This is a genomic window from Endozoicomonas sp. NE40 (assembly GCF_040549045.1).
GTDB lineage: Bacteria > Pseudomonadota > Gammaproteobacteria > Pseudomonadales > Endozoicomonadaceae > Endozoicomonas_A > Endozoicomonas_A lisbonensis.
Window position 1 is genome coordinate 3328731 of sequence record NZ_JBEWTB010000002.1, and the last position, 12275, is coordinate 3341005.

The window sequence follows — 12275 nt, forward strand, 5'->3', positions numbered from 1 at the left end:
GGGCTTTTTCACAGGTGTAATGTTTTATCCGTTGATGGTCATTACATCACAGGGTAGGTGTAGGAAGCATCGACACCCAGAGGCAGACCCAGAGCCCAGAACAGCAGCAGGAAGGCGGTCCAGCCAATCATGAAGACGATGGAGTAAGGCATCATGATGGAAGCGACAGTACCGATACCTGCATTTTTAACATAACGCTGGGCAAAAACAATAATGACCGGGTAGTAGGCCATCATCGGGGTAATGATGTTGGAAGAGGAGTCACCAATACGGTAAGCCGCCTGTGTCAGTTCCGGAGAGATGCCCACAGCCATCAGCATAGGAATAAAGATCGGGCCAATTATCGCCCATTTCGCAGAGGCAGAACCCACACACAGGTTTACGACAGCTGTCAACAGAACAATACCAACAATGGTCACCTGACCCGGCAGGTTCATAGCTTGCAGAAGGTCGGCACCAGACAGTGCCAGCAGGGTGCCCAGGTTGGAGTCACCGAAAGCTTTCAGGAACTGGGAGCAGAAAAACGCCATCACGATGTAGCTGCTCATAGTCTTCATGGAACCGCCCATGCTGCCAATCACATCACGATGGTTCTTGAAGGTGCCAGTCATACGACCGTAGATCACACCCGGAGTCAGGAAGAAGATGAAGATGAATGGCACGATAGACCGCATCAGTGGTGAGCTGAATGCTGTCAGGCTTCCGTCTGCTGCACGCATTGGAGATGCTTCCGGTAAGGACAGGGCGAACAGGGCAATACCCATACCCAGAAGAACCAGAGAGCTGACTTTAAACGCACGATTTTCCTGAGCAGTGTAGCTGCTCATATCTTCGCCTTCGCCTTCTTCATCGCTGACTTCAACAGACTGCAGGTGAGGCTCTACAATACGTTCGGTCACGAACCAGCCCATCAGCGTCACCAGGAAGGTGGAGCAGAAGGTGAAGTAGAAGTTTGCCAGAGGGTTCATCTGGTAATCAGGGTCAAACAGCTGTGCCGCAGACTGGGTAAAGCTTTGCAGCAGCGGGTCCAGAGCAGATGGCAGCAGACCTGCGGAGAAGCCACCGGATACACCGGCAAACGCCGCGGCCAGACCAGCCAGAGGATGACGACCCGCAGCCTTAAAGATGATCGCACCGATTGGAATGACCAGTACATAACCGGCGTCCGTTGCGATGGAGCTGACCGCACCAATGAAAACAACAGCGGGTGCCAGCAGTTTATCCGGGGTGATGCGAATCATTTTTTTCAGGGCAATGGTGATGTAGCCGGAAGATTCAGCAATACCAACACCCATAACAGAGGCCAAAACCACACCCAGCGGAGCAAAGCTGGTAAACGTGGTGACCATAGAAGCAAACAGCTCTATGAGATAATCCACATCCATCAGGTTGGCAACCTGAATGGCTTCGCCTGTGCGTGGATTGATATAGCTAAAGCTGACCATGGAAAACAGTGCTGACAGCACCAGCACCAGAGCCAGACAGTAAACAAACAGCATAGCCGGATCAGGAAGGCGATTACCTGTCCGCTCTATTCCGTCAAGAAAGCGATCCATCAATGTCGGCTTGGCACTCACATTATCTGAGCCGCTTGCCGCACTACTCGCAACATTCATTAATAACTACCTTGGGTTTTATCTATTTAATCGTCAGTCACCTTTTATTCTTATTTTACAAAACTGTAACAAAGACTTTGCATTATAAGTTATTGATATAAATCAATTTTTTTGTGATTTTTCTGTTCTGTGCGAAGTCTTAGTGAATAATTTCGAGCAATAGGGGTTTTTGTGGTTATTTTATCTGTCCTTACGGTAGGTATGAATAACTATTTGTTAGCAGTAGTTTAAAATAAACAGTATTCGCCCGATTGAATCAATATTCAGTCCGGGCGAGAGGTTAGCTGACGTCATTAAATGTCGAATGGCGTATTGAGTTTTTTTCTGACCATTACTTTCTTCAGTCTGGCAAAGCGCGGAAGGCCGTTGAGATAAGCCGGGTACTCTTCCCCCTCTATCAGGGGTTCGAGGTACTCACGACAGCTTCTGGTTATTCCAAAGCCATCTTCAGTGATGAAATCCGTGGGCATTTTACGCTCGAAGTTTGCAACTTTTTCGAGAGAGGCTTCTCCCACGGACCAGCGATAGGGGGCATTGGATTCTCGAATAATGGCAGACATCACGGCGTTTCTTCCGGTCACCGCCAGCTCGACAGCGGCTTTACCAACGGCGTAAGCCTGTTCAACATCGACACGGGAGGCAATGTGTCTGGCTGAGCGTTGCAGGTAATCAGCCACGGCGTAATGGTATTTGTAACCCAGCTCCTGCTTGATGGTGGTACATAGCGCCGGAGCCACACCGCCCAGCTGATGGTGACCAAATGAATCAACGACGGTGGTTGATGCTGACACAAAGCTGCCATCTTCGTAACGGGACCCTTCCGAAGCAACAATAACGCAGTAGCCTTCTTTTTCGGTGGTCTCCTTCACCTTGCGCAGAAAGCGTTCTTTATTCAGAGGAATTTCGGGAAAGACAATGATATGTGGAGGGTCACTGTCCTGCCGGGCGGCCAGTCCGGCTGCTGCTGCCAGCCAGCCCGCATGACGTCCCATGACCTCCATGATAAAGACTTTGGTGGATGTATCGCACATGGAAGCAATATCATGACTGGCCTCCTTGGTGGAGACGGCAAGGTACTTTGCGGCAGAGCCAAAGCCAGGGCAGTTGTCTGTCACTGTCAGGTCGTTGTCGATGGTTTTGGGGACACCAATACACGTCAGTGGATAACCCATCTCTTCACTCAGCCGGGAAACCTTCAGTGCGGTATCCATGGAGTCGTTGCCGCCATTGTAGAAAAAATAACCGATATCATGCGCCCTGAACACTTCGATCAGACGACGATATTCTTCTTCACTTTCTTCAATAGGTCTGAGCTTGTAGCGACAGGAACCAAAGGCCCCGCCCGGCGTTCGCAGCAGTGCGCCAATGGTTTCTTCGGATTCAAAACTGGTATCGATCAGTTCTTCCCGAAGCGCGCCTAGAATGCCGTTATGTCCGGCATAGACTTTTCCGATTTTGTCCTGATAGCGGCGAGCCGTTTCGATAACGGCGCAGGCGCTGGCATTAATAACGGCGGTTACACCGCCTGACTGGGCATAGAATGCGTGTTTGACTGACATCCTTAATAGCTCTCGTAACGAGTGATGTTTCTTTTTGTTCTGTGAAAATCATACTGAATGTTGGGGCAATACGGTATCCCCTGATTAAGAAACTGGTGTTACGCAGGCTGTGAATTATTCAGTAATTTCATAGTAAACTAGTCAGGATTTTGATTTTCCACTTTCATTTTTCACTTATATCGTTGCCTGGAGTCGCTGGATGCACATACATATTCTTGGAATCTGTGGCACTTTTATGGGCAGCCTGGCTCTGCTGGCAAAGGAGATGGGATTAACCGTCAGTGGTGCAGACCAGAATGTCTATCCTCCCATGAGTACACAGCTGGAAGCTCAGGGTATTGATCTTATTCAGGGGTATGATCCGGAGGTTCTGGATCAGCTCTGCCCTGATCTGGTCGTGATTGGTAATGCCATGACCAGAGGGAATCCTGTTATTGAATATGTTCTGGATAAAGGTATTCCTTATACTTCCGGCCCTCAATTTTTTGCTGAACAGGTATTGCGTGATAAATGGGTCATGGCGGTAGCCGGTACCCATGGAAAAACGACAACCAGCAGCATGCTGGCCTGGGTGCTTGAATATGCAGGGATGTCTCCGGGGTTTCTGATAGGCGGTGTTCCGGAAAATTTTGGCATTTCAGCCCGGTCAGGTGATACACCATTTTTTGTGGTTGAGGCTGATGAATACGACACGGCGTTTTTTGATAAGCGCTCTAAGTTTGTTCACTATCATCCCCGAACCTTGATAATGAATAACCTTGAATACGACCATGCTGATATTTTTCCAGATTTGTCGTCTATTCAGAAACAGTTTCATCATCTGGTTCGCACGATTCCTGCATCTGGCCGGATAATAATGCCGGGCGGAGACGCTGCGCTGGAAGATGTTATAGGTATGGGCTGCTGGTCGGAAATGGAGAAGGTCAGTTTAAGCGACAACAGTTGTGAGTGGTCAGCCAATATTCTGGAAGATGATGGCAGTCATTTTGAAGTCCTCAGGAATGGACTGATTGTTGGCCAGGTTCGCTGGGAGCATCAGGGGCGGCATAATGTCAGCAATGCCCTGGTCACCATTGCCGCTGCCCGGCATGTTGGCGTTTTACCAGCCCTGTGTTGTGAGGCTCTGTCGCTTTTCTGTGGCGTTAAACGTCGTATGGAGCTGGTGGGAGAAGTGAATGGTGTGCGCATATACGACGATTTCGCTCATCACCCAACCGCCATAGCCAGCACCCTTGAAGGTCTGCGGGCAAAGGTTGGGCCGCAAACCATCAAGGCGATTATTGAACCTCGCTCCAACACGATGAAAATGGGGCATCACAAAGAAGTGCTGGCTCAGTCAACAGCGGCGGCTTCGGAAGTGCTGTGGTTTGCGCCTGAAGCCATTGGCTGGCTGGAGGATTCGATTACAAAGAGCAGCCCGGTAAGCGCGAGGGTGATGAACTCAACCACTGAAATCATTGATTATCTGCTGGCATCGGCACAGCCCGATGAACACTGGGTCATTATGAGTAATGGTGGATTTGAGAAAATTCATACCCGCCTGCTTGAAGCGCTGAAAAACCGTGGATAAAAAACTAACTTCAGGATGTCAATGTGTCTGAATGGAAGGCTGACAAGCAAAATAGTACACAGAAAAAGAGCACACAGAAAAATAGTACACAACGGGTAACGCTGGCGATTACCGGAGCGTCCGGTGTCCAGTATGGTTTTCGACTGTTGCAGTGCCTTGTTGCTTCTGGGGTACAGGTGTTTTGCCTGGTTTCGAGGGCGGCAAGGGTTGTTTCAGCGGTTGAAGCTGATCTGACGTTGCCGGAAGAAGACTCCGGGCTGGAAGCGTTTCTGACCGATTATGCCCGGGCTGAACCTGGTCAGGTTAAAGTATTTGGTGATGAGCAGTGGATGTCCCCAGTGGCCTCAGGCAGTGGCGCACCTAGTCAAATGGTCGTGTGTCCCTGTAGTGCCGGGTCTTTATCGGCCATTGCCACGGGGGCCAGTAACAATCTGATTGAACGTGCCGCAGATGTGGTATTGAAAGAACGGCGGAAGCTTATTCTGGTACCCCGGGAAGCACCCTATTCGGAAATTCACCTGGAACACATGTTAAAGCTGACCCGGATGGGAGCGGTTGTGATTCCGGCTTCTCCCGGTTTTTACAATAAACCTGAATCAGTTGAGGACATGGTGGATTTTGTTGTTGCAAGGATTTTGAGCCAGCTGGGCTGTGAGCAGGAATTGATGCCCAGCTGGGGGGATCACTATTTATGAGCAGAAACCCGCTTTTGCAGGTTGTGTAACCATAGTACCAGGGCATCAAGAAATATCGCTGTTCGGGTTTCTTCTCCCGCAGCTCCTCCGGTGACTTCAGTGATAAAGGTCTCAGGCAGCTCCTGTCTTACCACTTCGTGCTGATAAAGGGCATGTGGCTGGTCGGAAACCACCAGGGTTTTGCCGCCAGCCGGTTTGCCATTGGGCGCTTTGTATTCCAGAAGCCACCTTTTCAGGGTGTCGCGGGTATTGGCTCGTTGCCAATGTGTGTCCTGCCAGTACCTTGGTGTATCTATGTAGATAACCGGCAGCCTGCGCATGTCTTCTGGCATTTCGGTTACTTCAAAAACCAGCCGGGCACCTTCTGTTTCCGTTAGTGGGCGAGCGCTTTTACGCGCTTTCTCCGATGCATTTTTACCAGCCACCCTGTCTGTCAGTGTATCGACCTGGTCAATCCCTGCGGTTAACGGGCGCTGTGCGACGAGGAACACGATCTGGTTGAAGCGAACGCCTTCCTGCCATAGCTTTACCAGCTGATTAAGGCGAATCTCCATTCTTGGCACCGTTGCGCCCAGCAGCAGGGCATATTCGAAATGCTGGCTGGAAGGCTTTAATTCATCGACCAGCCCGAGCTTTTCTAAATGTGCCATCACTTTTTGCTGTTTCTGAAAATCCAGTTTTATATCCGGCATTTCCCAGCGTTCCTGATCCGGCTTTCTGCGCCAGCGCTGGGAAGCATTAATGATTGAGTCCAGATCCAGAGTATGTGGTACATCCAGCTCGTCCAGCAGTGAAGACAAGGAGTTGATCAGTTCATCACTGTGGATCGGCGAGAGATGCCGTGGAGGGGCTGAATGGGTCGTTTCAGAATTCATTGCCGTCATCCATAACAGTACAAAAAACCATAAGCGATTGAGTCGCAGGCGGTACCCAGGGAGATAAGACAAGGTCATAGAGGCTGCCTTATGATGTCTTTATTTCGGCAACAGCATAGACCGGTTTAGCGCTGCAGGCAGGTCTAAACCGGTTGTTCAGTGAGGCTGGACAGGGCTGGAATGCTGATTCTGGCTGGAATATTTCATAAAACTCTGGTCAAGCTCAGGCGTTTCCCAGTTTTCCGGAAAATGCTTGGCAAGCGCTTCCATCATGACGGAATACTCATCAGCGGGCTTATTCAGCAGGTAGGTCAGGAAAGTATAGAGCTTGTTAGACATCTGCTGGTTAAAGCTGTTGAGCTGTTCCTGTGAAAGTTTTCCCTGTTTCAGGCTTTCATCAAGTTCAGACTCCCGGGTGCAGTTGGCGGCAATAATCAGGGCGAGCTTTTTGACGGTCTGGTCATTCATGGCAGTTCCTTAGCCTCCCGAAGGAAATGTGTTGGACTTATATCTTTAAAATTAGCAGTTAGTGACGGTCTTTTCTTGGTCAGGCAGACAGTTGCCCTGTCTGTGGGGGTGAAAGGCATTAAAAAGAGGTTTGCCAGCCTCTTTTTAATGCCTTGTCAGGGTAGTTTTCATATTTGTGCTGCATACCCGACCAGAATACCAGCTCCCACTACCATTCCCACAGGCCCCAGAGGCGCACCGATGATCATGCCGGCAATCGCTGCCACTTTGATCTTTGTACCTTTGGTGGTTCGAAGTAAATTCAGGTTTTTAAAAGGTTTAATCAGAAAGTCCTTCAATGATTTTGCTTTCGAACCAATGGTTTTCCATGCGTTTCTGGCAGAACGTTTCAAATGCAGTTCTGGCATTTTTATCGACTTCACCGACCGCGAAAAAGACTGCCACCATGACGTTGACGGTTTAGCAGCCTCATTGTCTGTGCCATTGCGTTTACGTTTCAGTTCGTAAGGGTCTGCAAATGGGTTATATACTCCATCGTCTGGCTTAATTGGGTTCATAGCTTATCTCCTTGCTTCCTTATCCCTGGCATTCCATTGGTGTGGAAGTCCTTCGAGTCAAGATAATGCATGGTGGTGGACAAGTGATCACTGACAGGAATGTCAGAATGACTGACAAAACAGTAAATTCAGAGGAAAGATTGTTTAACTCATTGATTTTTTTGGCAATTTAATTGCGAGTACCACAGGCTGATACTGTCAACTTCTTCCTCTGTCAGCATTTTGGCAATGTTCTCCATGGGGATATGATTGCCTCGGCGGCCTTCCCGGTAGTCCCGTAGCTGTTTGGCAAGGTAAACCTGCTTCTGGCAGGCAAGGTTCGGATTAAAGTCGGCAGTCCCTATGCCTTCCGGGCCATGGCAGCCTGAACAGAGTACCAGCGCCTTGTTTCGGGCAGCCTGCATTTGTGGAGACAGAGTGATTACTGATGACTCAGAGACAGGCTCTGAACAGCCGGAGAGCAGTAAAATTGAACAGAAGAGCAGGAAAGTCAGTGGCAACCGGATAAAAGCCATTAGTGACCGGATAAGAGTGGGCTTTAATGCTGTCACTGTTGATTCCTGCTCATTCTTTTTGTCTTGTACAGAATGTTATTAATCGATCGCAGTGCCATCTTCATTCAGGCGCAACCACTGATGAGAGTACCAGTAGTAACGTCTGCCATCCATAGAGGGCGCGGTGCAATTATAACGGCTTCTGCCAACCGACAGGCTGTTGGGGGTAACGGTTGTGAAGCGGGTTTTCTCATCATCCAGCCATTTTACGGGAATTTCCCCGGCGTTGGAGGCGTAACACTTCAGCTGATTTTTCTGAAAATCACCGTCTGCCAGCTCCAGGGTCAGCGATGGCTTCAGGTTGTTGTCTGTCACCATGGCTGAATCAGGCAGCTGTTTTTTTACAGGCAGTGGCAGGCTGTTGACCTTGGTTCTGAACCCCCGCATTTCTGCATAGTCCGCTGCCATTGGGTAACGGGGCAGCAGAGTAAAGTCGGAAAGCGGCCCGACAACACCAGACTGCTGACCAAAACCAACATAGCCCATGCTGGCAAGCAACTGCCTCAGTTCAGGGTTGGCTTCACCAAAGGGCCAGGCAAACAGTTTGACGCTTTGCCCTGTTTTTTCTTTGATACGGGCTTCGGTTTTCAGTATTTCGTCACGGTTACGGTTTACCCACTGCTGACGGGTTTCGTCGGGGTGCTTAACGACCATGTGAGAGTGGGTGATGGAGTGGTTGGCGATAGTGGCACCATGCTTTCCCATTTCCCGGAGTTGATCCCAGCTCAGGAATTGATGGTAGCCCTTGTCGACAGGCTCAATCGCTACAAAAACAGTGAAGGGATAGCCTTTCTCTTTAAGCAGTGGAAAAGCGTTCTCATAGATACTCTTATAGGCATCGTCAAAAGTAATGACAACCGTTTTATCCGGCAATGGTCTGCCGTCACGAACAGAGTTAACAACGTCAACAATGCTTTTTACCGTAAAACCATTGTCGTCAAGATAATCCAGATGTTGCTTCAGGCGATCTGGCGTGACGCTGGTGGATCTTGGGGTATCTTCACTGACGTGGTGATACTGTAAAAAAACGGCACTGTCAGCACTGTTTGCCATCGTGGAAATCAGTAACAGAGAACACAATGCGGTTTTAAACGACAGGAAACAGGAAAGTAGCTGTTTCATCGAACGTCCTTTATTGATGAGTTGTCTTGTTGGTCAGGCGACAGTACATAGGTTTTTAATAACCCACAATAGAAAAGTACAACAGAAAAGCCAGTGAGGTATCAGTAAAAAAAGGCACTCCGGATGAGTGCCTGTCTTTAGAGTGAGCCTGTGTCGTTCTTACCTTTGGCGAATAAGCCCTTCCTGCATGGTCGAAGCCACCAGACGCCCCTGTTGATCGAATATCTGCCCCCTCACCAGTCCTCTGGCACCGCTGGCGGTAGGACTGTCGATGGAGTAGAGCAGCCATTCATCCATACGGAATGGCCGGTGGAACCACATGGCGTGGTCAAGGCTGGCCACCTGCAGGTTGGGTTGCAGGAAGCGTACTCCATGAGGGAACAGCGCGGTGGGCAGAAAAGGCATATCCGAGGCAAAAGCGAGCAGGTACTTATGAACCCCCGACACATCAGGCATGGTGCCAGCAGCTTTAAACCAGACTTTGTTCAGTGGCGGACATTTTTCCGGAAGGAAAGGGTTAGACGGTTCTTCGTAACGAATGTCGATAGGTGACTCGCTTTGCAGTCTTTCCTGAACTGACGGAGGCAGAAAGTCCTTCATCTTGTTTTTCAGGATCTGGTCAGAAATCAGTCCTTCAGGGTCCTGACAGGGTGGCATGTCATCCTGATGTTCAAACCCCTCTTCCTGTATATGGAAAGAAGCGGAAAGGTTGAAAATGGGTCTGCCTTTCTGAATAGCAACAACACGGCGGGTGGTAAAACTTTTGCCGTCGCGGATACAGTCAACGTTGTAAACAATGGGCAGGTTCACGTCGCCTTCGCGCAGGAAATAGCTATGGAAGGAATGGACATGTCTTTCTCTGGGAACCGTTTGCCGGGCTGCCGACAATGCCTGCCCGATAACCTGACCGCCATACACTCTGCCCAGACCGTAGTCCTGGCTCTGGCCACGGAAAATATTTTCTTCAATGGCTTCCAGTTTGAGCAACTCCAACAGCTCGTCCAGAACTTTACTCATGCTCAATGGCCTCTTTCATCAATGGGTGAATCATGGCTGGCACGAACCTTGTCGTACCAGAGGGATGGGTTAATCAACTGCCCAGTGTCGTTAAGTTCAGGATAATATAAACGACGTTCGTCGCAATACCTTGCCAGTTCAGGGTAACCCCATTGGAACAGGGTTCTCTGATAAATATCCGCAGGCAGTTTAGGGCTGTCGTACATGCCTTTGATCAGTCGCTGTCGTTGCGCCTCAACCAGAATAACCGCTGCTGCCACGGAGACATTATAGGAAGCGACCATTCCCTGCATCGGGATAATAATATGCTGATCGGCCAGGGCGGCAGCCTCACTGGAAATGCCACGTTTTTCTGCCCCCAGCATCAGGGCGCAGGGCTGGGTGAAGTCAACCTCGTGGTAAGGGATTGCCTGTTCGGAAAAATGGGCAGCGACAATAGTGAAGCCCTGCTGTTTCAAATGAGCCGCTGTATCCTCAACCCGGTCATAGTGATGTACGCTGACATATTTGTGACTGCCCATGGAACGACGGCGAATGCCCCGGTAACCTTCTTTGGGCTGAGTCAGATGCAGGTCGGCTATCCCGACCGCATCGCAGGTTCTGATAATGGCAGATAGATTGTGGTTCTTGTGAACCTGATCCGTCATCACCGTTAAATCCGGTTGACGACGATCCAGTACTGCACGGAATTTGTGGTAACGCTCCGGTGTCATGGGTTTGATCATTGCCTGTGTAAAGTTCAGCGATTTTAGCTTTGGCAAAAGCAGGCGGCAAACGGTATGCTGCCGGACACGACGAATAAGATTCCGGTTGCTATGGAACTGAGTTACTTTGACAGCATTCATGCCTGGCTGGAGATACACCACCTCTGGCTGGGGCCGGTGATTGCCGTTGCTGCTTTTCTGGAAACGCTGGTCGCGGTCGGGCTGCTGTTGCCCGGTGTAGCCATTCTCTTTGCACTGGGGGCTCTGGCAGGCAGTGGTTTGCTGGATATAGTGGCCGTGTACCTTTGGGCTTTTCTGGGGGCTGCTCTGGGTGATGCGGTCAGCTACCAGCTTGGGTATCACTATCATAATCGGGTGCGAGGCTGGTGGCCGTTTTATAAACATACCGACTGGCTCGATAAAGGCGAACAGTTTATCCGGCGTTTTGGTGTAATGAGTATTGCTCTTGGGCGATTTGTCGGCCCTGTTCGCCCGGTGGTTCCGGTCGTTGCCGGTATGTTGAATATGCCACCCCGGCAGTTTTATATCGCTAATCTTGTGTCGTCTGTTCCCTGGGCAGTGGTGTATATGACGCCGGGTTTTCTGGCCGGAGCCGCCGTGGAGCTGGATGAAATCAAACAGATTCCGGAATGGGGCTGGTGGTCAATGGGCGCAGCCTGTCTGTTGATTGTGATGACAGTCTGGATAATAAAAACCTTGCGGGAAAAACGCTGAGTCAGTGACCGGAATAAACATATTTTTCCCGTTTGACCTGTCTGGAGCTAAACCCCATATCCAGTAATACTCTGGCGGCATCATCAATCATATTCGGATTTCCGCACAGGTACACCAGGTCCGAGTCTGTATCGAGGTTCAGGTATTCAAAGCGCTGTTGAACATAGCCCCTGAATTCATTGATGTTACTATCGACCTCGGGTTCCCGGCTCATGCAGACCTGATAGCTGAAGTTTGAGTGTTGCTCAGCAGCCTGTCTGAACTCCTGTTCATAGATCAGGTCAGTACGGTGTCTTACTCCCATAATGACCGTGACCGGTATGCCAGTCTCTGCCATTGAGGCCAGGGTTGGCAGCATTGCCCGGTAGGGTGCCAGCCCGGTTCCTGTGCCTGTTAGTATGATTTGTCCGGAATGTTCAGCGGGGGCTGTGAGAATACCAAATGGACCTGCCATCTGCAGTTGTACCCCCAAATCGGCCTGACTGAACAGCTCTGATGCCATGCCCCCCTCAACAAGGCTGATAGCGATTTCAAGATGACCCTCTTTGCGGAAGGAGTCCGGTGAGTTGGCAATGCTGTAGCTGCGCTTCTTTGTCGTGCCGTCCTGGTCAATCATAAATTGCACAAATTGTCCGGCAATAAAATCAAACTCGCCTTCAACCTGAAAATCCAGCTGAATGGTGTTGTTGCTCAGGGTATGGCGGTTGATCAGGGTCACCGGGTAGAGAGGACGGGACATAGGTTCTGTACCTTTTTTTATTTGCTCAAGGCTGTATTCGCTCAGGGCTTCTTAATGCACAGAA

Annotated in this window: 13 protein-coding genes; 3 read left to right on the top strand and 10 right to left on the bottom strand. The window is 50.0% G+C overall.

Annotation, left to right across the window (positions count from 1 at the left end; all coding sequences use genetic code 11):
- Positions 1 to 41: 41 nt before the first annotated feature.
- Both V5J35_RS15875 and V5J35_RS15880 read right to left on the bottom strand, forming a co-directional pair.
- Positions 42 to 1616: an AbgT family transporter gene (locus V5J35_RS15875; RefSeq protein ID WP_354008077.1), complete on the bottom strand. Its 1575-nt coding sequence runs from the start codon at positions 1614 to 1616 to the stop codon at positions 42 to 44.
- 293 nt (positions 1617 to 1909) lie between these two features.
- Positions 1910 to 3175, bottom strand: a complete 1266-nt coding sequence (locus V5J35_RS15880; RefSeq protein ID WP_354008078.1) for a 6-phosphofructokinase — start codon at positions 3173 to 3175, stop codon at positions 1910 to 1912.
- Positions 3176 to 3374: 199 nt separating this feature from the next.
- Between V5J35_RS15880 and mpl the strand changes: the two genes are divergently transcribed.
- Both mpl and V5J35_RS15890 read left to right on the top strand, forming a co-directional pair.
- The gene (gene mpl, locus V5J35_RS15885; protein ID WP_354008079.1) at positions 3375 to 4745 is read left to right on the top strand and encodes a UDP-N-acetylmuramate:L-alanyl-gamma-D-glutamyl-meso-diaminopimelate ligase; all 1371 of its coding nucleotides are present in this window, start codon (positions 3375 to 3377) and stop codon (positions 4743 to 4745) included.
- 101 nt (positions 4746 to 4846) lie between these two features.
- Complete coding sequence (locus V5J35_RS15890) at positions 4847 to 5440, top strand: flavin prenyltransferase UbiX (protein WP_354011309.1); 594 nt, start codon at positions 4847 to 4849, stop codon at positions 5438 to 5440.
- Here V5J35_RS15890 and V5J35_RS15895 read toward each other — a convergent pair.
- The 7 genes from V5J35_RS15895 to trmH all read right to left on the bottom strand — a co-directional run bounded on the left by V5J35_RS15895 (position 5431) and on the right by trmH (position 10758).
- Positions 5431 to 6315, bottom strand: a complete 885-nt coding sequence (locus tag V5J35_RS15895; RefSeq protein WP_354008080.1) for a hypothetical protein — start codon at positions 6313 to 6315, stop codon at positions 5431 to 5433. The genes V5J35_RS15890 and V5J35_RS15895 overlap by 10 nt on opposite strands.
- Positions 6316 to 6471: 156 nt before the next feature.
- On the bottom strand, positions 6472 to 6783 hold the full coding sequence (locus tag V5J35_RS15900) for a hypothetical protein (protein ID WP_354008081.1): 312 nt from the start codon (positions 6781 to 6783) through the stop codon (positions 6472 to 6474).
- A gap of 167 nt (positions 6784 to 6950) precedes the next feature.
- Positions 6951 to 7340 (bottom strand): hypothetical protein, encoded by a 390-nt coding sequence (locus V5J35_RS15905; RefSeq protein WP_354008082.1) that lies wholly within the window; start codon positions 7338 to 7340, stop codon positions 6951 to 6953.
- A gap of 149 nt (positions 7341 to 7489) precedes the next feature.
- Positions 7490 to 7891: a c-type cytochrome gene (locus V5J35_RS15910; protein ID WP_354008083.1), complete on the bottom strand. Its 402-nt coding sequence runs from the start codon at positions 7889 to 7891 to the stop codon at positions 7490 to 7492.
- A gap of 42 nt (positions 7892 to 7933) precedes the next feature.
- Complete coding sequence (locus V5J35_RS15915; RefSeq protein WP_354008084.1) at positions 7934 to 9016, bottom strand: polysaccharide deacetylase family protein; 1083 nt, start codon at positions 9014 to 9016, stop codon at positions 7934 to 7936.
- A 159-nt stretch (positions 9017 to 9175) separates the two neighbouring features.
- The gene (gene tesB, locus V5J35_RS15920) at positions 9176 to 10033 is read right to left on the bottom strand and encodes an acyl-CoA thioesterase II (RefSeq protein WP_354008085.1); all 858 of its coding nucleotides are present in this window, start codon (positions 10031 to 10033) and stop codon (positions 9176 to 9178) included.
- 2 nt (positions 10034 to 10035) lie between these two features.
- Positions 10036 to 10758 (bottom strand): tRNA (guanosine(18)-2'-O)-methyltransferase TrmH, encoded by a 723-nt coding sequence (trmH, locus tag V5J35_RS15925; protein ID WP_354008086.1) that lies wholly within the window; start codon positions 10756 to 10758, stop codon positions 10036 to 10038.
- A gap of 54 nt (positions 10759 to 10812) precedes the next feature.
- Here trmH and V5J35_RS15930 point away from each other — a divergent pair, with 54 nt between their 5' ends.
- The gene (locus tag V5J35_RS15930; RefSeq protein ID WP_354008087.1) at positions 10813 to 11472 is read left to right on the top strand and encodes a DedA family protein; all 660 of its coding nucleotides are present in this window, start codon (positions 10813 to 10815) and stop codon (positions 11470 to 11472) included.
- Between the two features lies 1 nt (position 11473).
- Here V5J35_RS15930 and V5J35_RS15935 read toward each other — a convergent pair whose 3' ends face one another.
- A complete protein-coding gene (locus V5J35_RS15935; RefSeq protein ID WP_354008088.1) occupies positions 11474 to 12211 on the bottom strand; it encodes an FAD-binding oxidoreductase in 738 nt (245 codons plus the stop codon).
- Positions 12212 to 12275 lie beyond the last annotated feature (64 nt).

Excerpts from the sequence above, each read along its gene's own strand:
- V5J35_RS15915 (WP_354008084.1), bottom strand. The coding sequence starts at position 9,016 with ATGAAACAGCTACTTTCCTGTTTCCTGTCGTTTAAAACCGCATTGTGT.
- V5J35_RS15875 (WP_354008077.1), bottom strand. The coding sequence starts at position 1,616 with ATGAATGTTGCGAGTAGTGCGGCAAGCGGCTCAGATAATGTGAGTGCC.
- V5J35_RS15880 (WP_354008078.1), bottom strand. The coding sequence starts at position 3,175 with ATGTCAGTCAAACACGCATTCTATGCCCAGTCAGGCGGTGTAACCGCC.
- V5J35_RS15930 (WP_354008087.1), top strand. The coding sequence starts at position 10,813 with ATGCTGCCGGACACGACGAATAAGATTCCGGTTGCTATGGAACTGAGT.
- tesB (WP_354008085.1), bottom strand. The coding sequence starts at position 10,033 with ATGAGTAAAGTTCTGGACGAGCTGTTGGAGTTGCTCAAACTGGAAGCC.
- V5J35_RS15900 (WP_354008081.1), bottom strand. The coding sequence starts at position 6,783 with ATGAATGACCAGACCGTCAAAAAGCTCGCCCTGATTATTGCCGCCAAC.
- trmH (WP_354008086.1), bottom strand. The coding sequence starts at position 10,758 with ATGATCAAACCCATGACACCGGAGCGTTACCACAAATTCCGTGCAGTA.
- V5J35_RS15895 (WP_354008080.1), bottom strand. The coding sequence starts at position 6,315 with ATGAATTCTGAAACGACCCATTCAGCCCCTCCACGGCATCTCTCGCCG.
- mpl (WP_354008079.1), top strand. The coding sequence starts at position 3,375 with ATGCACATACATATTCTTGGAATCTGTGGCACTTTTATGGGCAGCCTG.
- V5J35_RS15935 (WP_354008088.1), bottom strand. The coding sequence starts at position 12,211 with ATGTCCCGTCCTCTCTACCCGGTGACCCTGATCAACCGCCATACCCTG.
- V5J35_RS15905 (WP_354008082.1), bottom strand. The coding sequence starts at position 7,340 with ATGAACCCAATTAAGCCAGACGATGGAGTATATAACCCATTTGCAGAC.